The organism is Bacteroidia bacterium, from assembly GCA_033391075.1.
Classification (GTDB): domain Bacteria; phylum Bacteroidota; class Bacteroidia; order J057; family J057; genus JAWPMV01.
This window is the reverse complement of record JAWPMV010000001.1, coordinates 2315564-2338201: the sequence shown is the minus strand read 5'-3', so window position 1 is coordinate 2338201 and position 22638 is coordinate 2315564. Positions and strand designations below refer to the sequence as shown.

The 22638-nt window shown below is 41.7% G+C and carries 15 protein-coding genes; 5 read left to right on the top strand and 10 right to left on the bottom strand.

All coding sequences use genetic code 11. The features are described from left to right. Positions 1-15 precede the first annotated feature (15 nt). Together R8P61_09545 and R8P61_09540 are read left to right on the top strand one after the other, a co-directional pair. Positions 16-561, top strand: a complete 546-nt coding sequence (locus R8P61_09545; GenBank protein ID MDW3647297.1) for a hypothetical protein — start codon at positions 16-18, stop codon at positions 559-561. Positions 562-589: 28 nt separating this feature from the next. Next, complete coding sequence (locus R8P61_09540; protein ID MDW3647296.1) at positions 590-1300, top strand: DoxX family protein; 711 nt, start codon at positions 590-592, stop codon at positions 1298-1300. A gap of 196 nt (positions 1301-1496) precedes the next feature. Here R8P61_09540 and R8P61_09535 read toward each other — a convergent pair whose 3' ends face one another. The 3 genes from R8P61_09535 to R8P61_09525 all read right to left on the bottom strand — a co-directional run bounded on the left by R8P61_09535 (position 1497) and on the right by R8P61_09525 (position 8100). After that, entirely contained in the window at positions 1497-2687 is a 1191-nt protein-coding gene (locus R8P61_09535) for an adenylate/guanylate cyclase domain-containing protein (GenBank protein MDW3647295.1), read from the bottom strand. Between the two features lie 163 nt (positions 2688-2850). Further along, positions 2851-3831, bottom strand: a complete 981-nt coding sequence (locus R8P61_09530) for a cytochrome c (protein MDW3647294.1) — start codon at positions 3829-3831, stop codon at positions 2851-2853. Between the two features lie 213 nt (positions 3832-4044). Next, a complete protein-coding gene (locus tag R8P61_09525) occupies positions 4045-8100 on the bottom strand; it encodes an ATP-binding protein (protein ID MDW3647293.1) in 4056 nt (1351 codons plus the stop codon). Positions 8101-8370: 270 nt separating this feature from the next. Between R8P61_09525 and R8P61_09520 the strand changes: the two genes are divergently transcribed. Then, a complete protein-coding gene (locus tag R8P61_09520) occupies positions 8371-8721 on the top strand; it encodes a hypothetical protein (GenBank protein MDW3647292.1) in 351 nt (116 codons plus the stop codon). Between the two features lie 150 nt (positions 8722-8871). Here the strand turns inward: R8P61_09520 and R8P61_09515 are convergent, their stop codons facing one another. Then, positions 8872-10002 (bottom strand): hypothetical protein, encoded by a 1131-nt coding sequence (locus tag R8P61_09515; protein MDW3647291.1) that lies wholly within the window; start codon positions 10000-10002, stop codon positions 8872-8874. Positions 10003-10378: 376 nt separating this feature from the next. Here R8P61_09515 and R8P61_09510 point away from each other — a divergent pair, with 376 nt between their 5' ends. Beyond that, on the top strand, positions 10379-11167 hold the full coding sequence (locus R8P61_09510; protein MDW3647290.1) for an AraC family transcriptional regulator: 789 nt from the start codon (positions 10379-10381) through the stop codon (positions 11165-11167). 285 nt (positions 11168-11452) lie between these two features. Here R8P61_09510 and R8P61_09505 read toward each other — a convergent pair whose 3' ends face one another. Together R8P61_09505 and R8P61_09500 are read right to left on the bottom strand one after the other, a co-directional pair. Next, positions 11453-13270 (bottom strand): redoxin domain-containing protein, encoded by a 1818-nt coding sequence (locus tag R8P61_09505; protein ID MDW3647289.1) that lies wholly within the window; start codon positions 13268-13270, stop codon positions 11453-11455. 206 nt (positions 13271-13476) lie between these two features. Continuing rightward, complete coding sequence (locus R8P61_09500) at positions 13477-15057, bottom strand: sulfatase (protein MDW3647288.1); 1581 nt, start codon at positions 15055-15057, stop codon at positions 13477-13479. Between the two features lie 128 nt (positions 15058-15185). Between R8P61_09500 and R8P61_09495 the strand changes: the two genes are divergently transcribed. Further along, the gene (locus tag R8P61_09495) at positions 15186-17633 is read left to right on the top strand and encodes an ABC transporter permease (GenBank protein ID MDW3647287.1); all 2448 of its coding nucleotides are present in this window, start codon (positions 15186-15188) and stop codon (positions 17631-17633) included. A 38-nt stretch (positions 17634-17671) separates the two neighbouring features. Here R8P61_09495 and R8P61_09490 read toward each other — a convergent pair whose 3' ends face one another. Genes R8P61_09490 through R8P61_09475 form a run of 4 tightly spaced genes read right to left on the bottom strand, consistent with a single transcriptional unit; the run spans position 17672 to position 22635 of the window. Further along, complete coding sequence (locus R8P61_09490; GenBank protein MDW3647286.1) at positions 17672-19084, bottom strand: hypothetical protein; 1413 nt, start codon at positions 19082-19084, stop codon at positions 17672-17674. A 3-nt stretch (positions 19085-19087) separates the two neighbouring features. After that, entirely contained in the window at positions 19088-19975 is an 888-nt protein-coding gene (locus R8P61_09485) for a hypothetical protein (protein MDW3647285.1), read from the bottom strand. 23 nt (positions 19976-19998) lie between these two features. Next, positions 19999-20850: a hypothetical protein gene (locus R8P61_09480; protein ID MDW3647284.1), complete on the bottom strand. Its 852-nt coding sequence runs from the start codon at positions 20848-20850 to the stop codon at positions 19999-20001. Positions 20851-20853: 3 nt separating this feature from the next. Beyond that, on the bottom strand, positions 20854-22635 hold the full coding sequence (locus R8P61_09475; protein ID MDW3647283.1) for a hypothetical protein: 1782 nt from the start codon (positions 22633-22635) through the stop codon (positions 20854-20856). Between the last annotated feature and the right edge of the window lie 3 nt (positions 22636-22638).

The following is a 22638-nucleotide window of genomic DNA, read 5'->3' as shown; positions in this document are numbered from 1 at the left end:
TAAATTTATACACATATGCTAGTACAAAGGAAAAGAATCTTATGGATGCTGGCCGGAATTGGAGGCCTTCTATCGATCCCCTTGATTGCCATGCAATTTACCGAAGAGGTCAACTGGCAATTGGGAGACTTCCTCATCATGGGCGCTGTCCTTTTAGGGCTGGGGCTCTTATATGAATTTATCGCCCAGCGATCTGAGAATACGGTTTACAAAGCAGCATTTGCTATTGGGCTGTTGGGAGCCTTCCTGCTTTTTTGGGTAAATGCAGCAGTAGGAATCATTGGAAATGAGGGACAGGATGCAAACTTATTATATGGGGCAGTATTTGTAGTTGGATTAATTGGAGCAATCATTTCTCGTTTTAAGGCTCGAGGCATGTCCATAACCTTATTTATTGCTGCAGCCGTTCAAATGCTGGTTCCCGTAGCGGCTTATTTCATCTGGTCTCCTCCTGAAACTTCCTGGTCGCCTAGCGTATTGGGCATATTTATCATGAGTGGATTTTTTGCGTCTTTGTTTGTGCTTTCTGGTTTTCTATTTCGGCAGGCAGTTAATAATTAGGAAAATTAGCCCCTAAACTTATCCCCATATGAAGGTAGCTGAAAAGCTTGACCGCTTGCATTTCAAAGTCAGGCAGAACAAGTGGCATGCTTATTTTGCCATCTTTTGCCGGATAAGTTTAGCGGCTGGCTTCATTCCCTCAGGCATGCAGAAAGTTTTGGGAGAAAGATTTACGGTTCTGGCAGTGAATCATCCCATGGGCAATTTTTTGGAGGCCTTTTACCATACCGGCTATTATTACACCTTTGTGGGTCTTCTCCAGGTCTTGGCAGCTGTCCTTTTGCTGATCCCCAGAACCGTAACCCTCGGAGCATTCATTTATTTGCCCATAATTCTCAACATTTGCATTTTATCTTTTGCAGTCAGGTTTGACGGGTCTCAAATCACTTCCCCTTTGATGGTATTGGCTGTATTGTATCTATTAGCCTGGGACTACCACAAATTCAAAGGTATTTTCCCCTTCAAGCAAAGCCCTTCCAATTCTGTATTACCTCAAGCAGATGAATTGACAAATAAATTTCCCAGCAGGTTTTTTGCAGGAGTTGTTGCGATCGTCATTTTTGTGGCCTTTCATACGAGGATATTCTATGACATTATGCCTAGAAATACCCTTTCTGATTGTAGGAACCAATGTAAAAATGAAGATGACACTCCTTGTCTGGATTTTTGCGCCTGCATACATAAAAATGGGAATTCTCTTGATATTTGTTTCGATAAATTTGATAAAAAAGGGGAATAAAGTATAGGGTCTACATAACCCTCATCTCCCTCTTATTTCCTCATCCGTCCAATCTTTTGTTATGCCATCCTTCAGCAAGCTATCCACTTTTTCCTGAAATTTATGTGGAACCAAATCCTGTGGATTCCTCTCGCATACTTTTTATAAATAAGCGCCTGGATGAAATCAGGAAATTTTCAAAAGCTTTCTATTTTACTCATATCAATTGATGAATCTTTAAGGCCTTTGCCTTGCCTTTTAGCTCGTAATCCCCGGTCCGTAATACCTGGGGTTCTTCCTCAAATTCATGATATACCTCATCTGAAATCAAGAGCTTTGCATTAAGGGGTTTGCAAAGTCCTTCAATCCGGGCTGCGGTATTTACTGCATCTCCGATTACCGAATACTCAAAGGTTGATTCATGTCCAATATTGCCCACAAACACCTGCCCGATATGCAAACCAATGCCAATCTCCCATCTGTCCTCCCCCTCAAGTTGCCTGTTATGATTGAATTGATTAATTCTTTCCAGCATGCCTTTGGCAGCAATTAGTGCATTTAATGAATCTTGCTGTGCGTGCTTCGAAGGAGTAGGCGCACCAAAAACTGCCATAATTGCATCTCCTATAAATTTTTCTACCGTACCATTATTCCGAAAAATCTCATCGACCATTATTTTCCTGAATTCGGAAAGATGTTCCACCAATTCTTCCGTCGAAAGAAGCTCTGATTTCCTCGTAAAATCACGAATATCACAATACAGCACCGCAGCCCTAAGGCGTTGGCCCCGATTAAGCTTCTCTGGATCTTTAATGATTTCTTCTGCGATAGCACGCGGGAAATATCGACTCAAAGAGCTCTTTTGCACCTCAAGATTCGCAATTTTCTGAGTCATCCTCTGGACCCTTTTAATGATGTACCAAATCGTCAGGAAAAAGGAGAGCATAACCAAAATAAAGGAACTTATGAAGGCGGGGAAAATGATCGCATCGCCCAATCCATATTCTACCCAATCATTGGTTAGTCTCACATTCCCTGTCAAACCAATGTAGGACATCAGCCCTACTCCCAGGAAAGTCAAAGCCCCCAAGATTAAAATATGCTCTTTACGGAATTGGAGGGCCGCGATAGATCCGATGATAATAAAAAACCATATCGCAGGTATCTTGAAATAAATGGTCAAATTATCAGGACTAGATGTGTATGCATAGTACACCCCGGATCCAAATATCATCAGAAAATCAAAGATCACCACTACATAACTCATGCTGTTTCTTTGCGAATCATTCCCTTTCAAAATCACCCAGCTATGTAAAATAGTGATCAGAAGGAAAGCTGATAACATGCCAACGTTAAAGACCAGTATCCATGTCTGCCCAACAACGGCCAGGCTATAGGTAGGAAGCATGAGCATGAACAATAGGTATCGAAACCTATTTGCCAATTTGTCACCCCGCAACTGTTCCTCCCTGATAATTTGCTCAGTGCTAGGTGAGTCAGTTGTTTGTTTAGTCTGAAGATTTAAGAAATTCATGGGATTAAGTTGCTAAGCCTTAAATTGAACGGATAATCTATTCAGGCATTTTCTCGCCCGGCTCATAAACGGATCTACTAATCAGGTTTTGTACCGCTTCTATAGATCTCAGGTATTTATACACAGCTTTAAGCTCAAGCTCATCCATATTCGCATAGGAACCCCAGGCCATGGGAGAATTTTTATGGACCCTTCCAGCACGAAAGCGTTCAATAAAATGTTCTTCTGTCCAATTAGCCATTAGGCCTGTCTCAGAATCAAAGGTCAAATTGGGACTAATGAAACCATATCCCTTGAATATGTCATCTTGCGGGAAAACTTCACCTCCTGCATAATCCTCGCCTATGAAGGCACCCGACATATCTCTTTTGGTATGGCAACCTTTACAAGCGGCAACATCATTGGCTATATAAGCTCCGTAGTCTATTGATATTCCTTTCTCAACTGATTTAGGAGGAACTTTCTTGGGTCCTTCCGGTTTGATCATACCAAAGGCTATCAAAGCCTTGCCTAAAAATGAAAGCTCTGAAGGAGCCACTTCATGGCTTACAGCCGGTGTAGATCTCAAATAGGAAATTATGGCACCAAGGTCCTCTTCACTCATATTCTGGTATTGCATAAATCCAAAAACCAGACCTCCATCTGCAGCCACCTGATGCCTTAGCGATCTGGCAAGTTCTTCATCACTCATGTTTCCAATACCTGTCTCTTTATCAGGCGTAAGATTAGGGGCTCTAAAGGTTCCAGGTGGGATTGAAATTTCCCAGCCTCCTATAAGGGGAGCTTCTACTCCTTTATCTATCTCCTGCATTTGATCCAGTGGCACATGGCAAGTAGCACAATGTCCGGGTCCATACACCAGGTATTTACCTCTGGCAATACCTGCCGAGTCCATACTGATTGTAATTTTAGGATAAGGCGCATCATAGCTTTTGTCCCAGCTCGTTTGGATAAAAATGAATAGTCCCAAAACAAGTGTTACCAATGCCAGGCTGATCCATTTGAGAATTTTCTTCATGATTTCTTTATGCTGTAAGGGAAACAAGGGATTTAATTATTCACCTAGTCTAAGGAGAAAGTAAAATCGATGTTCCCAATATGGATCAAAATCCCTATCAGCCTTTGTCTAATGGATTCAAATGTTCGAAAATTCGTAGCGTTTGGGGAATTATGATTAGTCAAATCGTTGCATTCGCAATTCGTGATCAGCGAACAAATACTTGACAATCAATTATTTGCTGGTTGCACTAGGCAGAACCCCAAACATTGCCTGATAGGCTTTGGAAAAATGGGAAAGGTCTTTAAATCCAACTTTCCAGGCGACTTCAGAAACTGTAAGTTCACTTGTTTGCAGTAATAGTTTCGCCTGTTCTAATCGGTAATTACGGATAAAATCAGAGGGCGGGATATCAATGAGGGCTTTCATTTTGCGATATAGCTGAGAACGACTCATCCCAATTTTTCGGCACAACTGTGGCAAACCAAAATCCTCATCTGCATAGTTTTCTTCTATGATGTTTCGGACTTTTTGAATGAACAGATCTTCCTGCTGTATAGCTTCATTTAGTCCATTTCCGAAAGTCTTTGATGAAAGAGGTACCTGAGCACTAAAATGTCGGATCATCCGCTCTTGACGCTCAATAAGTTGCTCAAGTCGAACAATGAGCTCTTCTTTTATGAAAGGCTTGGCAAGGTAGGCGTCTGCACCTCTGCGTAATCCTGAAATCTTGGAAGAAATATCTGCTTTGGCGGTCAAAAGGATAATCGGGATATGGCTGGTTCTTATATCATTTTTTAATTTGTCGCATACTTCATAACCATCCTTTTCCGGCATCATTACATCACTTACAATCAGATCGGGAATTTCCTCCAGGGCTTTCTCGATTCCTATCCTGCCATTAAAGGCGACAGACAGCTGAAATTGATCTTCCAAACAAGCTTTCAGGTAATCAACTACATCTACATTATCCTCAATAATTAAAATCGAAGGGTGAGAACTAGCATCAGGAACAGGATCAGCTATGTTTAATTCTGTATGTATAGCTTTTTGCGAATCAACTTTTGAGCGCAATTCTTTCTGAATCAGGTTCGGATTGTATTCCAAACGATCCTGAATTGGAAACAGGATAATGAAAGAAGTTCCCTGGTCCGGCTCGCTGGAAACCTCTATCGTTCCATTCATCAACTTGACCAATTCGAGCGTATGCGTCAACCCAATTCCACTTCCTTCTCCTTCTCGTGTAATTGAGCCATCTACCTGATAGAAACGATCAAAAATATGGGGGATATTTTTCTTTTCTATGCCTATCCCATTATCCCTTACCACGATCTGGGCAGTAGCCAGTTCATCTAGCTTCATTAGTTCTACCTGGACTCCGCCACCTGAAGGCGTGAATTTAATGGCATTGGAAATCAGGTTGGTCATCACCTGTTTGATTTGCTCCGGATCAAAATCCATGAGCAATTCATCTTCCCGGGATTGAAAGCGAAGGGATATATTTTGGGTATTTGCAAAGGTTTGGAAAGACTCCGTGATGTAGCGGAGGTAGGAAACAAAATCTCCATTCTCCAGGCGCAATTGGAAAGATTTATCTTCCAGCTTTGACAGATCTAGCAATTGATTGATTAGCCGAAGCAGGTTCATCCCGTTGGACTTGATGAGATTTGTTCCTTTTTCCAAGTATTTTTCAGGCTGGTTTTTGATTTGATCCGCCATGCCCAGAATGACGGTAAGGGGAGTCCTGAATTCATGAGTGAGGTTGGTATACAACTTACTTTTAAAGCTATCCAGGTTTTTAAGACGGATAGCTTCGGCTTGTTCTACCCGCAATTTTTGTTGGAGTTCCCAGCGTTTACTAAGGAAAGTGTAAATGGTATACAAGATTCCCAAGACAAGCAAGGCATACATCATATACGCCCACCAGCTGGCCCACCAGGGAGGATGAACTTTGACCTTTACGCTTAGTTGATTGGGATGCCAGATGCCATGGCTGTCTTTGGCCTTTACTTCAAACTCATACTCACCTACAGGTAAACTGCTGAATCGGGTAAAGTTAAATTTTGAAGGTAGGGACCAGGTATTTTCATATCCTTTCATCCGATAACTATAAGCTACTTCAGAAGCATTTCGATAGTCCGTCAATGTATATTCGAAGGTAAAGGATCGGTGGTGATAGTAAATTTCGATTTCAGCTTTTGCGGGGAAATTTAGCTGATGATGCGTTTTCCCTTCCTTTTCATCAGTATATTCAAAAGAGGCAAGAGAAAGTTGGGCCTGCTCACTTTGTTGCTGAAATTTGCGGAGCAATTCATTCGGATAGAAAGCATTGATGCCTTTCAAGCCCCCAAAATACATTCGCCCATCTTTGGCTTTGAAATAGGATTTACGGTTAAATTCATTATCCGTCAATCCATCTTCCTTATAAAAGTTGATGAAAGATTCGCTGGTTTTGCTAAAACGGGAAAGGCCGTGATTGGTGCTGAGCCATAAAGCGGAGTCTCCTTCTGTGAGCATACCGCATACAAAATCGTGGGGTAAGCCTTCTTGTTTTGTGTATTGCTTTACATCCTCTGTATGTGGATTAAAATGCATCAATCCCGCATCGGTAGCCAGCCACAAATTTCTTTGCTTGTCTTCTTCAATGGCCAGAACACGAAGTTCCCTGCCATATATCTGTTTAAAATCAAACCATCTTTCCTCTTTCGTTAAGGGGGCATATTGAAAGAGTTTGCCTTCACGGCCGATATATAGCATACCACTTTGTTTGCCGAAATGAAAAGCTTCGTTTGCCGCGAAATCAGGATTCGGAAAGCTTTTTACTTTTTGCCAACGAAAACCTTCTTCTCCTTCGCTCAATACAAGTAATTCATTAGCCTGCACCCACCATAAGCGATTTTCCAAGCTTTTGGCAAATAGGCCTTCTTCCCAAACATGATTTTCTTTAGCCCCTGGAATAGGAATAATTTTCCGCTGCTCAATATCAAGTTGGCAACCATTATGTAACCAAAGTTTATTTTTAAAACGAACCACATCCGAAGGTAAGGGAACATTGGATGACTCATAATCGAAAAAAAGCGCGTCCTTTGCTTTTGCTGGATTAAAATATACCAGGCCTTGATAAAACTGTGCTACTATATTTCCTACAGAATCCTCTTCAATTCCTCGAAAACTACAATTCCCTTTACACACATCTAAAGATGCATGAAAGTATTTAACGATAGGAGTTTCAAGTTGGTCGGCTTTAAAAAAGCCCAGATGTGTACCGAACCAAATCGATCCGCTATGGTCAGCGTAAGGTTCATTTATATCGAGATTGCTTGAAATAACTTCCTGCAGTTGAGGAGTGAAATTGTGAAGTGAATCCTCCGCAGCCTCGTACCAGAAAAGCTGACGATTTCTTCCCGACATCCAAATATCTCCATTATTCAGGGCGAGAAAGCGGAACAAATAAATACCAGAAAAATGGATAGAGCGATTTATGGGATGTTCTTTTAAAACATCAGTCACAGGATTCCAGGTATAAAACTTAATGTAGCCAAAGGAATCGGCTGCCGAAGCCTCATTAGGGTAGAAAACATTGAACAGGAAAGAACCATCTTTTTGAAGGCTGATATCCCTGATATAGGATTCCTTTGCCAGTCCTTTAATCTGATTTTTTTTAATACTATCTCTATTAGGTCTCCAAACTCCAAACTGATTGCCTCCTTTTCCTTCTAAATTCGCGTTTAGAAAATAAACGCTTCCATCGGAACCAATAATATGAGTATCGAAATCAGGGTTTTCAATTACATGCACAGGAGAAACCCCAAGTCTATCCCCTGAAAAAGACCAAATGTTAAATTGTCCCAGGCCTTCTGAAAACTCAAGAAGAAAAAGCTTCTTTTGGCCCTTGCCTGGCAGAAGACTGTAAAAGCGAAGTCTATTGTTTGAAGGGGGCAAAGGACAGGATTTCCATTTCCCCTTTTCTATATTGAATATCAGGAGATGTTTTTTACCCAAAGCTACCAGCAGAGAATCCTGGATAATTTTTCCATCAATCAGGGGTTCATCGCTCCCTTCCAAATCAGAAGGAGGCAATAGCATTTCAAACTTCCTTCCGTCAAATCGATGTAATTTGCTATCATTGATCAGCCAGAGAAAGCCTTTCCAGTCTTGCATGAAGGAATTGGAAGAATTGCCGGTAAGGCCGTCCTCAGTGGTATAAAATTGGAAATTGACTTTTTGGGCTTTCAGAAAAAGCGGTAGCAGTAGTAAAAATAAAGCCCAAAAACTTTTACTGAGTTTCATATACGTCAACAAGGCGCTATTCAAAAGGTCAATGGAAGATATGGCATCTTCATAAGAAGCAATCTAAGAAAAAAAATCTTGATACAGTTAATCCCTCCAGAATGACGTATGTAGTTTTAAAACCTGCCTTCGCGAAAAATCATAAATTAGATACATCTGCTAATCTTCATCCTACGCTAATCAAGAGCAGAAAATTTTCCTTGATGCCTTATGAAGGCATATAATTAAAGCTTACCTTATTATAAACACACAATCCTTTAATAATAAAAAATGCAAACAACAGCAATTGGAGTTGCCCTGTATAAGATAAAGCGCAACGGAAGCCTACATGGAAAATGGACAGTCGCTAGTGACAAGGCTCATCCTCCTGGTACTTCTGACGGGACCTTAGGCATAGAGATCGCTACACCGTTAAAACGAAATCGCAAGAGCCTGGCAGGCAAGTATGAGGTTATAATCTGCAGGAATGACCAAGAGATATTTTCTGGACATCTAATAATCAAAGAGCTTAAGGAAAATGCTTATAAGATGTCCTGGATGAAAGGAAAAACTACGATGTATACTGGATATGGAGTGAAAAGGCGAAGAAATCTTGCGGCCAATTATTGGGCGATTTGTTGAAGGAGGCCAAGTCTTGGATTCCATCGACTTACATTCCTTTAGCTTTATCTTGTTCAATCAGGGTCCTTACTATTTAGCCAAAAACTGCGATTCCATTGGGAGATTTATTGATCTGAAAGCTGGATGTTATCAAGAGAAAAAGGATATCTCCTATTCATTGAAGGTCAATTTCAAAATAAGTCCATCAAAATTCCCTCCAATAATCCATCTTTGGTTTGTTTGGCCAGGGAACTCATGCATCTCACCATTTAGTCCTCCTGTAAAGGCTTGAAATTCCGTTCTGTAGTCGATGAGCACCTCGCCATTCTTACTAAAAAAGGGGAAAGTAACTGAAGATGATCCATCAGGAAAATCAAATTCTGCTGTACCAAAAACATAGCTAAGCTGCCCTGAGGGATCTTGCCAGTATCTCATGGATCTTTGCTTGTATTCAGCAGACAAAGCGGTTTGAATCTCACTTCCATCTGCTCGGATCAACTGTTGATCAAAAGCTCCTCTTTGTGAATAGTAAGAAAATCCATCTGAGCCAAGTTGTAAATCTTCAATCGAAGGATAATCCGGACTAGCTTGCCTTATGAGCGTGAAATTTTGCAAATCAAAACTCGACAAGCTATGTAAGCTGTCATTTTCTCCTCTGCTTGTCAGATAAATCATGTCCTTATCAGGCAGGATTTCCAATATATGGTTAGCGGGGATATTGCTATTATCAATATTCCAATAAGTGCAAGTATTGGTCTGAGGATGGAAACGAAGTAGGCCCAATTCGGGACCAATCGGGGGATTGCCGGAAAGCGCATCATAATCTTCCAAATCAAACCACAGATTTCCTTTTTCATCAATCGCCCGGGCATCCCCAAATTCATAACCTGGAGGAAGGCAGGAATTATCAGAAGAGTATTCAGCAAGTAACTGTCCTTCCAAATCAAGAAGAATGAGGGAAGCCTTTAACTTTCCATTGGCTTGCCAACTATGCCCACTGATGTACAAAGTGTCCTGATATTTTCCTAAAAATCTATGAAAAGGAGGATCGTAACTAATCTCTTTTATCAACTGCTCAGATTCGATATCAAAGACTTCGATATAGTTTCTATTCGGACGGTCTTTTATCCCCAGATAAATCAACTTATCTGAAATGACATACTTATCAAGCCTTCTGTCGGGAAGGAAAGCTTCTACTTCAAAAGGGTCCTGGGGATCTGGAATGGGAGGTTCTGGGGGATTTTCAGCCTCGCATGCAAAAGAGACAAACAAAAATAGAATGAGAATATTTTTAATTTTCATTATGTGCTTTCCTAAGAAGAATGATACGCTTAGATAAAATACAGAATAAGCAAAAAGCATCCAATCATTAGCTCTGATAGTCCTAAAAATGTCCTCTTAAAGTCGCAGTAAAGTCTAATATTTCCATCCTGAATCATCTATTTAGGTTTATCCGGCAAACAACTATCCAATAAGTGATGCGAGCCCAAAATCCATCATCTTGAACTGATTATCCTTATAAGGACCTATAAATTAACTTAGCTTTGAGAGTTCTTATTATTTAGGATAAATCCGGGCCTTTTGCCGATAAAAAAACATCCGATAGGACTTATTTTAGCTCCTTATGATTATAGATCAATCAAGTTTTAGCTACCAGGGCAGAGTTCTCATAGAGCGAATGAACATTGCCCCGCCTATGCTGTACGAAACTGTTTTCGAGAATAGTGGATGCTTCATATACTTTAAAGAGAAAGGCCCACAATTGCTTTCCCCCGAAAATAAGGTTCAGGTAAAAAGTCAGGAAGCGATTTTACTTAAATGCGGGATTCACTTCCTCGATTTATTGAAGGAGAAAGAAAATGAACAAGTAGAGGTAATCATCTTTCATTTATATCCGGAGATACTCAAAAAACTTTACCTGGAAGAATTACCAACCATTATTGAAAAGCAGAGTGAGAACAAAGCAAGTCAGGTGGTAGCCTCTAGCGATGTTATTGCAAAGTTTATAGATTCCCTTGAGTTTTATTTCCAAAATCCGGCTCTGGTAAATAATGATCTTTTAGAGCTAAAGATCAAAGAATTGATCCTTTTACTCGTCCAATCGAAAAATATAGATTCTATTTTAGAACTGGTTTCTGATTTATACTCTAGTAGAAAGGTTCAATTAAAAAAAGTCATTGAATTGCATCTGTATTCCAATTTGAAATTGGAGCAGTTGGCAAAACTCTGCAACCTGAGTTTATCCTCCTTCAAGCGGGAATTCAAAAAGGAATACTCCGACAGTCCCAATAACTATATCACAGGGAAAAAACTTGAAAAGGCAAAAGAATTATTGGTGCTTACCGATTTACCTATTGGCGAGATCGCCTATGAAGTCGGTTTTCAGGATCCTTTATATTTTGCCCGACTCTTTAAAAAGAAACTCAAGAGCTCCCCTTCCTCCTATCGGGCAGAGCATTCTATTTGAATCGAAAATTCATAATTACGAAGCTATCCTCTCTTTCTCTGCCTGTCTGGATTTGCACAAAATTTCTGGCTAGTACATGAATAGATCAGAATTTATTTGAATCTGCCACCTAAGCTAGTGATGCTGAGACACAGAACAACAGAATCAATTGAAAAGAGAGTAATGAGGGTAATTGAGATTAAAATCACTTGCTAACTGCCAGCTAGCTAGTATAAAAACAAAAGGATCATCCAGTTTTATGTCTGGATGATCCCTTTTATATTTTAAGGTATTTTTCCTTCTCTCCTACTTACTCGCAATCGCATCACCAGCACCAGCGTCGACTGCCTTTCCATAGTGGAAACTCATATAACCAATCAGCATTTCATCAAAGGATTGCTCTCCCCAGGTAACCGTCTGGTCAGGATGAGGATTGAAGGTGTTTAACTTCGAATTATCATAAACAGCCTCAACAATGATTTCGGATCCAGCAGGCATATATTTGGGTTCATCCAACTGATAATAGCGCTGCCAGTTGAAATTGTAGTTCGGAACATTTAACAGCACCTCAGTTGTACCATCCGGATATTTGGCTGTGTACTTCATACTCTTTCCGCGGAAATGCATATGAGGAGCCATTCCATAGAGGGTAAGGTCCTTTTCAAAGACTTGTTTGGCAGCAGCCCGATAATCTCCTTCATAGGGAGGAATCTGGATGCGGGTATTGAAAGGTCCTACGATCATGTATTCTTTTTCAGGTGCATGATCCTGGGTATAAATGCCCAATTTAGGTGCATCTGTTTCTTCTTTACCCGAAGTCGTATAGTGCAATTGGAAGAGAATTTTGGAACCTTTAGGGATAACTCTTCCTGTTCCTTCAGGAAAGACCTCAGCCTCGCCACCTGGCGCCCAGGAAGCAAAAAGACCATCCAGCCAGCGACTTCTCACTTCCATAGGTGCTTTGAAACCATCGGGATAAGTTATACTTACCAAAACGTGGTGTAAAACAGAGGTATTTCCGGGAATGATCTGTACTGCTTTTGCCCAAAGATCTTTATCTGATGAGATCTCGAATTCCTGATAGCGGTAGTCCAATACTCCGGTAGCAGGAATAACCTCAGGATCCAATTGAAATACCAGGTCAGGCTCACCCATGGACCACTCAGGAGGGTTTTGTTCTACTCCTTTCAAAGGATCAGATTCTCCTTCTCCTTTTTTGGCACCTGCTTCAACCCAGTGTACCAGGGTTTGAATTTCTTCATTTGTCAAAGAGAGATCATTGGCAAATTGGCCATAATGTGGGTCGGCCTGCCAGGGAGGCATACGGCGTACACGTAGCACTTCTCTGATCATGGGAGACCATCCTCGGACCATTTCATAACTTGTCATGGCCCAGGGAGCAATACCGCCTTCCACATGGCATTTGGTACAGTTTTCTATCAACAGAGGAGCGATGTCCTGCTCATAAGAAATTTCTGAATGTTCTCTTTTATTTCTGTTGGGGAAATTGACGAGACAGCCCATTCCTTTGATCATTTTTTCAGGCAATTCTTCACCTTTGATCGTAGCTTCGATAGCTGTCGTCAGGTAATTATTACTGGCTTCATTTCTCTGGCTTTCATAACCAATACGGTCATTGACAGGCCCGCGATAAGCCAACTTCCAATTTTTAGGATTGATGACCAACACCTCTGCCGTACGGAAGAGTCCCAGGCTTTCTCCTACCAATTGTGTTTCATCTACCAATATGGGTATATCTATTCCAAAGTCTGCGGCCTCAACCGCAATGCTATTTCTATTATCCTGAATATTGGAGTTCAGCATATAGAAAAGTACATTCTGATCGGCAAATTGATCTCTGACAGCTTTGTAATCTGTAATTGCATTTCTCACGATAGGACAGGAATTTCCCTGAATCATGATAACAATAGCTGCAGCATCTGAATGATAGTAGAGGTTGTGAAAATCACCGGTATGATCATACAGTCCAAAATTACTGACCAATAGATCTACCGGGATTTCGAAATCCTCGGGCTCATCTACATAGCCTTTTTGACCACATGAATAAAAAATTAGGGGGAGAATCAGAAGGATAATGATTCTGAGAGGGTGTAGCTTAAACATTAGGCTTAATTGGTTTATATTTTCTTTTGCAGCTTTTTGGCGGCAAATCGCTGCCCTGAAACCGTCAAAATTCTACAGTCTGGCCCTATCAGACTCGAAGACCGAATCTTGATGGCCAAGACGCATTTTTTCGGATTATAAATTATAAAGGAAACATCAGGAAAAGAAATCATGTTTTGAATTTTCCTGATGTTTTCTGCCAAAACTTATTCATCCTCTTCAAGATTTGTAGCTTCGAAATCTGAAGGATTTACCCAGCCAGCTTTCATTTTTTCTCCTGACATAAATCGATTGTAGAAATCCGTGGTATTTTTATCCATGTATTTATAAGAATCGATTAAAGCTGACTTAGCCAGTATGCGTGGATCCCCATCTTTTTCCAATTCTGAGAATAACAATGTTTTCAGGGACTCAATCCTGTCTTCTTGAGAACTTTCGCTGGCCAGATTCTTTACACACCAGGGATCATTTTCCAAATCATACAATTCTATTTCCGCTCGTTTCCCAAAGTTTAATTCCCATAGATTACTTTTCCCTTCTCGCCTTCTTTCATTGAGTATTTGTGTTTTGGTTGGACTTCCATCACAATTCAGGTATCCGGTAATTGGATCTCCTGCCGGCCATCGATCCGATTCGAAGTTCACACTTAATGCATAGCCATCCTTAACAATTGCCCTCACTGGATAGCCTTGATCATCGGGCCTGCCTACATCATGCCTTTCTTTCCCCAAGATCACAAAATCCGAATGATTGGGATCTCTTGATTCTCCAGACAAATAAGGGACTAAACTCTTTCCCCTGATCTTCTCCATCCCTGAAGCCTCTTCGCTCACCCCTGCCAATTCGAGAAATGTTGGTGCAAAATCTATAAAATTTACATACTCATTGATTTCTCTGCCTGCATCCTTCAATCCTTTCGCCCACATAATAGCGAGGGGTAAATGATTGTCATATTCATATATCTGTCCTTTGATTCGGGGGAATGGCATACCATTATCTGAGGTTACTACTACGAGGGTATTCTCCAGTTCGCCCTCTTCTTCAAGCATGTCCAGCATTTTTGCCAAATGAGAATCGAAGTATTCAATTTCGTAGGCATAATCCAGCATATCCGTTCTCACCGTATCTGAATCGGGCCAAAAGTCAGGGATGTCCTCTACCTCGCTTAGGGTTTTATTTCCTTTCGCCAATCCAACTCCATACTCATACCTTCTATGAGGCTCCGTTGACCCATACCAAAAGAAAAAGGGCTGCTGTTCTTTTCTGTCTTTGAGGAAAGCTTCGAAATTGGCACTATAATCATTGTCTGAAATATGACTGGCAGGCGGAGTCAATTTTATATCCGAATAATTATTAACCAATAACTCTCTCCATTCTCCATTCCTCCGAGATATTCCCGGTGCATAGCCCTTGCCGGTTTTACCTACCCAGTATCCCTGATCAGCCAGTGCTTCAGCTACGGTTTTAAACTTCTCCGGAAAGAGGGGCCAGTGATTCATGGCTTCTTCCAATTGCCAACTGTTTCTGCCTGTCAGAATAGAGGAACGAGAAGGAGCGCATTTGGCATTGGGAGTATAGGCTTTGTTGAAAAGGAGGCCTTCTCTTGCGACCCGATCAAAGGCCGGAGTCTTAATCCAGTTACAACCATAGGCACCTGCATGTCCAAAAGATTGATCGTCAGCGATAGCGAACAGGATATTGGGTCTGGGTTTCGATTCTACTTCTGAGGGTTGAGTACATGAGGATAAAATGACCCACAAAATCAAAAAGAGCAATAGTTTTTTCATGTGCTTAAAATAAAAAATAGTACCTAAAAATCCCTTCACTCCTGCTAAAGCATAGATAGCTGTAATTATTCACAGAAAAATTGAACGGATTGGGGAGTAAATTGTATGTATATAAAAGTTATCTACGCATGCTCCTCAACTATTTCAAAGTCGTCTTTCGTAATTACCGCAAAAACAAGCTATACGCCAGCCTCAATCTATTGGGATTAAGCATCGGGTATACCTCTTGTTTACTGATAGGAGCCTTCCTGATTCATGAGACATCTTTTGAAAGCTTTCACTCACAATCAAAGCGAATTTATAGAGCCAGCCATCACTATTATGCAAATGGCGGCTTCGAATCTCACTGGGCAAGGACCTATCTGGATATTATCAATGAGCTTCCCACTGATATGCCTGAGGTCAAGCATCTCATTCGCTTTCAAAACCACCAGCGTCGCTACATACGGATAAATCAGAATAAATTTCGTGCACCAAATACCTTTGTTACGGATGCCGAAGTATTCGAAGTATTTGATTTCAAGCTCATATACGGCAAACCCTCAGAGGCCCTGAAAGCTCCCAGCTCTGTTGTTCTCACAGAAAGCATAGCCCGTAAATATTTCGGGGAGGAAAACCCGATTGGCAAAGAATTATATGTAGTGGGAGATTATACGACCGAAGAGGAGCTTTATACGGTTACAGGAGTCATGCAAGACTTGCCGAATAATACCCATATGCCAATTGATATCCTCCTCTCTTTCCAAAGTCCAGAGGATAGAAGATGGTGGGCCTATGTGTATATCCTGCTTGAAGAAGGCACCGACATTCATCAGGTGGAAGGTAAAATGGAGGACTTTTTCTCCCGACATAATCAGGATGATACAAATGGGCGAACAGAGATCGTATTCCAGGCATTGGAAGATATACACCTGAATTCGAATCTTGCCCGGGAATTGAAGCCCAATGGAGACAAACTCTATGTTCGGGTTTTTCTCTTTGTAGGGATTTTTATTTTGCTGATTGCCCTCATTAACTACCTCAACCTAAGTAGTGCCCTGGCCATGAGTCGCGGCAAAGAGGTTGGACTAAGATTGGTCTTGGGTGCAAGTCGCAAAAACTTAATTCTATTCGCTATTGCGGAATCAGTCATTTACAATTTACTGGCTGCTATCATAACCATAGGCTTGAGTGCGATAGTAATGCCTTTCTTCCTCGACCTAGTTGAAATTCCGGTACTTATCAATCCATGGTTTTTAGGAGCAAGTTTATTGGGATTGGCTTTCATGGGCGGTTTATTGGCGGGTATTTACCCTGCATTCGTCTTGGCTTACTCAAATTCGGGAAGCATGTTCCGGGCAAGTCAAAATATCAAATTTGGCCAAACCAAAGCTGCTTACCGTTTCAAAAGATTTCTGGTCGGTATCCAATTTGCCTCTACGACTTTGCTGCTCATTAGCACCTGGATTGCCAATAATCAGGTCAGCTTTCTACACAATAAGCAATTGGGGATGCAGACAGAACAAGTGCTAGCCATTCCTGCCGTCCCAAATCCAGTCACAGATAAGTACCCGTTATTCCGGGAGCAAGCAAAAAAAATAAAAGGAGTAAAATCTGTTAGTGCGTGCATGGAAGTTCCCTCCCGAGAAATTCGAGACGTAGGCCCTACTCTGGTCGTGGGAGGGAATCAGGATCCTCAAAAAGCTCCCATGCTGGATATGCAGGTGATCAGCCCGGATTTTTTTGAGACAATGGGCATAAAGCTTCTGGCCGGAGAGGATCGCTCAGGTAATTTTATATTTACAGGGCCTCCAGAATTCAGCGAAGAGTTCAGCCCAGCCCAATACTTTGCGAGTCAGGAGAGAAACTATTTGATAAATGAAGAAGCCATGAACCAGTTGGGCTGGCAAGATCCTCAAGAAGCAATCGGTCAACAGATTTCCTGGTCTATCGGAGGCTTTAACCTAAAAGAAGGTCCTATTACCGGAATCGTAGAAAATGTCCACCAGGAAAGCCTGAAAAATAAAGTTGATCCGACTATCATGGTAGTGGAGCCTATCTGGTTACGGACCTTTTTACTGAAATTGGAAACGAAAGATGTCTCCAAAACCCTTGCAGGCATTCAATCAAACTGGAATGAGCTATTTCCCACTTATCCTTTTGAATATCAATTTGTAGATGAGCTTTATAATAAGCTTTATAAACAGGAACGTGTGCAATTACGCCTGCTGATTTATTTAAGTTTGATAGCCATCATCATTGCCTTCCTGGGACTTTTTAGTCTGGTAGCTTACTCTTTGCAAAGCCGAATGAAGGAAATTGCGATCAGAAAGATAACAGGGGCTGGTTTTGTCGATTTGCTCCTCCTTATTGGAAAAGAATATGTGCTGATCTTGGGATTGGGAAGTATGCTTGCAATTCCTTTCAGTTATTGGGGACTAAAAAACTGGTTAGAGAATTTTGCATACCATACGGATATTTCCGTTTGGGCATTCCTGTTTTCCATATTGGGATTGATAAGTTTGGTACTTGCTACTGTAGGGATGCAGATTTTCCTCAATAATACTCGAAATCCTGCTGAGATTTTACGGGAGTAAAAAACATGGCACTTTCTTTTACTTAAACACCAATCTCTCTAAATCCCTTCTGAATCGATTTCAAAAATCGACTTCTTCACAATACCTTCTGTACTCACTACAATTATATTCCCTCCAAACTTTCTCGCCACATCCATGTACGAAGGATGTACTTCATCAATCGAGTTCGCCCGACAGACAAACATATTGAATATCATGCCTTTAGGGAGTTTGATACGGGGTAATAGGACCATGTCTTTGGGAGGTGCATTATTGTCGATGACCAATGCAATTTCCTTGTATTGATTCGCTTTCACACGTTCCATCGAAGTAAGAATAGCCTCCAGATCATTTTCTTCCAGCTCCCCTCCTCCACTTCCGGTGGTTTCGCACAGATGCATGAGTTGACTGGCTTCTGAATTAGTAGGGAAAGAATCCTCATGGGTGAAGACTCCTTCAAAATTGCCCGGCTCTCGGGGAAAGTCACAGTAGCGGTCATTGAAAAAAGTCAGGTATTTCAGCTTTTTTTCTTCTGTATTGTGCTTAAGGAATTCCGTCAATTCCGCCCGAAAGGCATACATACTTCCTGTCCAGTCCATCATCACAAAAGCCTCTTCTCCCAAATGATCACGAAAGGCATAGATCAGGGTAGAATCAGCAGGTGGATCTCGGAGATAGTTCATGGAGAGCACATAATAACCTACATCTCTGGGGACATCTCCTTCGTCCTGATAATCTTCCTGGCTGGCCTTAAATCGTCGCTGAGCAAGCGTCCAATTGGCACTTAAGAAGTTTTGCAATTCCTTGAAACTTTTTTCTTTCTCAAGAAAAGTTCGAGCAGCTCTTTTTTCGTCTTTGTCTGTGGCATGGTAAATCAATCGCTCCAGATTGGATTCTGAATGATCCGTAATGCTAAAACCACTCAAATGATGTTCAGAACCCATGAAGCCTTCCGGAAAGAGATCATCAATCCACTCTTTGGGTGAAGTCATCAATTCATATTCATCCCCTCTTTTTCCATGATAGGGCAAAAAAAGTAATATTTCCTTGCCATTTGATATGTGTAAATCCGAGATTAAAGAATCCTTCTGGGAACGTAGCACAAAAAGGTCTCGCGGATTTTGTATGGCCTGAATTAACTGATCATCGTCTGGGGCAAAGGTGGATTTGAGTTTTTCATATTCAGCAACATCCACCCACAAAGGCCCTTCATGAACACTTTTTCCTTTCATCAAGGTACCCGAAGGAACAAAGAGCATGACCCCGTTTTCAGAAACCAGGCCCATATCTCCATTGTAATAGGTCTTGCTATGATCCTGCATAACCGGTTCTTCGCTAGTGCAGGAGAAGAATATCAGGATAAAGAGCAGAGGTAATTTCAGAATAAAAGGGAACATCCCCCCCTGCCGCTTCGGCGCAAGGGAGGAATAAAAGCCCCATTGAATATGCGTATCAAGTGGCTGTATGTTCATCTGCTAATGAATTTTATCATAGCTTTTCAGTCCTAATTCTCCGGAAAGGCCTGACCAGTAATCCTGGATAAAATTCAGAACCCCCTGGTTTGTATTTCCAATGGCGCGATCACCTCTCATGTAATGGAAACCCACTCCATTCAAGGCCAGCTTTGCGCCTAATTTGTCTTTGATAATGTTTGCATCGGATTTGGCATCTCCCTGCGCATGTACTTCTCTACATCCCGAAGAGCAAATTCGGGTATTCTTGCATTGAAAATAGCCTCCATTCTGGCAAAACTGCTCCATATCAGAAATCACGAAAATGGCTTTATCCTCAGCTGTTGAGCGTTTGAATTCTCGATCAGCCAGATAAAACATACCCAGCACATCACTATTTACATCTTCGTTCTGCTGTTGGGCAGCTTTTACTTTCTGGTCTACAACTCCCAAATTTCCTGCAATAAAGTCCTGCAATTCACAGGTATATCTGCGCTTCTTGCTGGAATTGATAATGGTTTGACCTTCCACCAATTCTCCCAATGGCATAGTCCGCAGATCAAGATTCGCGGCAGACATGGTTTGGGTCGTGGCAGTATTGGCCGTAATAAAGAAGATTTGCAGTTTGTCCGCCTCTTGTTTGGTATTTGCACGACGATCCTCCGAAGTAGAAAGCCTTTGCTCCATTACTTTTTTCAAGTAAGACCTCGCTTGCTCCCCATAAATGCTGGGATCTGTCAGGTCTATAAATACGAGGCTGTGCTTTTGGGACTTTCCATGATCTTCAGGAAAGACCATCTGCGGATTACATACGATCTCTGTTGATTCGCTGGCTCCCTGAGATTCACAAGACTGGAATACAGGCAAACAGAGGATACTTAGGATAATAATAAGAAGACTATGGGTTTTCATATTCGTTTTGAATGCTTTCTGAATTATTGGAAAAAGACACTTTTGCATTGAAGTTCTTCGAGGAAAAATTTCTCCCAAAACATGCGGGTGAAGTTTCTGCCTTTGGAACTGTATAGATGTTCATTAGGCGTTAGAATATAGATTTCAGCTCCTTCGAGTTCGCTTTCCACATCCGTGAGATTACTGAGTCTATGTAAGGAAACCTGAACGAGACTATCGATCTGATCTTTGGCCGTCAAATTATCTACCCTCGCAACTGGAGTGAGAAAAACCGAGTTCTCTCGCATATCTGAGAGGAAATAGACTTTCTTCTGATCCTTGTCTATGGCATATCTCCGAAAATAATTTGCCGCATTTTGTAATGCTCCAATCACATTGGTGTAGCGCATCAGACTGGAATCTTCGATTACCAGAGCTTCCTGATGTGCATAGAGATTGGAAAGAGAGTCAAAGCGCTCCAGACACATATCCTGATGGATTTGGGCCACAACATTCCCGGCACTTTCATTTAATAATTCTTCATCCATTAAAACAGAATGAGTTGCATAGAAAGGTTGATTGTTGTGGGTTTCATTGTGTACCAAATAGGCTGCCATGACATCCCTTTCACTATGCAGGTCCTTTTTCAGCACCTGGGTCAGTAGTTTTCGATAGGGGCCATTTTTCAAGGCAATGGTGGTATCGCTTTGGGTAAAGTCTACATGAAGTACAGAGACATTGCGAGGTCCCAATTCATGACGCTCCCAGCGATCCTTTTCAGCATCCAGCAGTTTACCACTGGCATAACTCAGTTGGGGTAAAGCCAGATAGATCGTGCCACCTATCAGGGCCAAAGCCCCGAGTAATATGAGATAATATCTTTGATGGTCTAGCATGTTCTAGCCATTGTATTCTGATACCTGATCCAGAAAGACCTGATAACTGCTCAGGAGTCTTCTGAAATAAAGTCTGTTCTTTCTGAGAACTTCTGCTACCGGATAAGAATCCTGTAATTCTTCTATCTCCAAGAGCAGATTGGCTTTGGCTCCGATAAGATTGTGCAACTGAAGCGAGCGACTTTCTTTCAACATGGAAGCGTCTTTCTTCGCTTGTTCCTGTATCTCCTTGTCAGTCAGACTGAGGATTTCCTTTGGGCCTTCATTCAGGTAGATCACGATTTTGCGTTGATCGGCTTCCAGATTACTTTGTTCAGAAGCATTGTGGAGCAGGGTTCCCAAAAGTTGGAGATCGTATTCCTCACTACCATTCTCCCGTATATTCTGTACTTCCCGGATAAAGGCATTCAGGTCCTGATTGGTCTTCCTTTCATCATAATGACTGGCTACCAAAGAAACTTCTTTGTCTCCTCCAAAGGAACTGGCAACACTACCGGAGGGAAGGTGAATGGATATAGCCTCCACTTTTTCTTTAGGTAATTGGCTTTTGATCAGAGCGGTTTGATCTGTATCCTGATCTGGCATTAGGATATAAGAAATGTCTATGCCTTTGTCCTGTCTTTCCCCTTTCACATAGTTGCCGCAAGAAGCCAGACTCACACAGAGCAAGAGAGAGATCATAGAGAACTTATAATGTTGGCGAACGTTCTTTTTCATTCTAGCTACCAGATCACCTCCACTTTCCACTACTTGTTGTCCACCACTTACTTGTTGCATTTGGGGTTCAGGAGCAGGGGGATTAATGATGCTACTCAGTCGTGATACATATCCATTGATAAATTCTGAAACCAGAATCTGCTCATATTCATTCCACTGTTCTCTAAACTGCACGACAAGATTCATCAACCATCCGAGATGTTGCTGCTTAAGATTTAATTCTTTCTTTCGCCTCATCCAGTCCCACTTCTTCTGTATGATAAAGAGCACAGAACCCAAAGCTGTCGGAGCTGCCAGGGACATTCCCACGAAAAACAACATCAGAGACATTTTATCGAAAGAAGCCGTTCCGCTGATAGCCATATCAAACTGACTGGAGCGCAGTACTCCCATTGCCACAAACATGATAATGGTAAAGACAAGGCTGCTACTCATAATCGTTCTGGCCAACCACTTATAACTCTTATAGAGCATACTCAACACAATCTCCATGACTACTCCCAGAGCAATCCCGAAGATCCCCAGGGTAATTCCTCCCCACCAGGTGGCTCCAAGTCCTAAAACCTGATTTGCCAGAAACTCTCCCATCAGGAGATCACCCGAGCAAAGGAGGATTCCAAAGACGATGTACAACCAGAGGTTTTTGGCAGAAAATTCATCTGCTTCCAGTTTCTTCTTTTCTTCCTCTATATCATTATTGTAATTCTTGCGAAACTGCAATTCATTCTCTTTGCCATTGATGAAATGCTCCAGATTGGCGATGTCCGGATTCACCCCATTGCGCACGGCTTCATCCTTGGACATCCGAATGCTCTCATAGAACTTATGGAGGTATTTCTGCTTATGCTTTTGGAAATAATCCGGTGGCAAAGCAATCCCCATCTCCTCGAGTTCTGCACCTGAGTCAGATTTGGAGAGCAGGTAATAGAGCTCTTGTACCGCTTCGAAACTGGGTCGACTACGATCTGCCAACTCATAATAGAGCTCAGCTTGTGCACTCCCTTCGCGGCGAACCTCTTCACGGGTTTCCTGATCCGCTTGTTGGGTGATTTGATATATTTTATCCATGAT

Excerpts from the sequence above, each read along its gene's own strand:
- R8P61_09545 (MDW3647297.1), top strand. The coding sequence starts at position 16 with ATGCTAGTACAAAGGAAAAGAATCTTATGGATGCTGGCCGGAATTGGA.
- R8P61_09540 (MDW3647296.1), top strand. The coding sequence starts at position 590 with ATGAAGGTAGCTGAAAAGCTTGACCGCTTGCATTTCAAAGTCAGGCAG.
- R8P61_09535 (MDW3647295.1), bottom strand. The coding sequence starts at position 2,687 with ATGCTTCCTACCTATAGCCTGGCCGTTGTTGGGCAGACATGGATACTG.
- R8P61_09530 (MDW3647294.1), bottom strand. The coding sequence starts at position 3,831 with ATGAAGAAAATTCTCAAATGGATCAGCCTGGCATTGGTAACACTTGTT.
- R8P61_09525 (MDW3647293.1), bottom strand. The coding sequence starts at position 8,100 with ATGAAACTCAGTAAAAGTTTTTGGGCTTTATTTTTACTACTGCTACCG.
- R8P61_09520 (MDW3647292.1), top strand. The coding sequence starts at position 8,371 with ATGCAAACAACAGCAATTGGAGTTGCCCTGTATAAGATAAAGCGCAAC.
- R8P61_09515 (MDW3647291.1), bottom strand. The coding sequence starts at position 10,002 with ATGAAAATTAAAAATATTCTCATTCTATTTTTGTTTGTCTCTTTTGCA.
- R8P61_09510 (MDW3647290.1), top strand. The coding sequence starts at position 10,379 with ATGAACATTGCCCCGCCTATGCTGTACGAAACTGTTTTCGAGAATAGT.
- R8P61_09505 (MDW3647289.1), bottom strand. The coding sequence starts at position 13,270 with ATGTTTAAGCTACACCCTCTCAGAATCATTATCCTTCTGATTCTCCCC.
- R8P61_09500 (MDW3647288.1), bottom strand. The coding sequence starts at position 15,057 with ATGAAAAAACTATTGCTCTTTTTGATTTTGTGGGTCATTTTATCCTCA.
- R8P61_09495 (MDW3647287.1), top strand. The coding sequence starts at position 15,186 with ATGCTCCTCAACTATTTCAAAGTCGTCTTTCGTAATTACCGCAAAAAC.
- R8P61_09490 (MDW3647286.1), bottom strand. The coding sequence starts at position 19,084 with ATGAACATACAGCCACTTGATACGCATATTCAATGGGGCTTTTATTCC.
- R8P61_09485 (MDW3647285.1), bottom strand. The coding sequence starts at position 19,975 with ATGAAAACCCATAGTCTTCTTATTATTATCCTAAGTATCCTCTGTTTG.
- R8P61_09480 (MDW3647284.1), bottom strand. The coding sequence starts at position 20,850 with ATGCTAGACCATCAAAGATATTATCTCATATTACTCGGGGCTTTGGCC.
- R8P61_09475 (MDW3647283.1), bottom strand. The coding sequence starts at position 22,635 with ATGGATAAAATATATCAAATCACCCAACAAGCGGATCAGGAAACCCGT.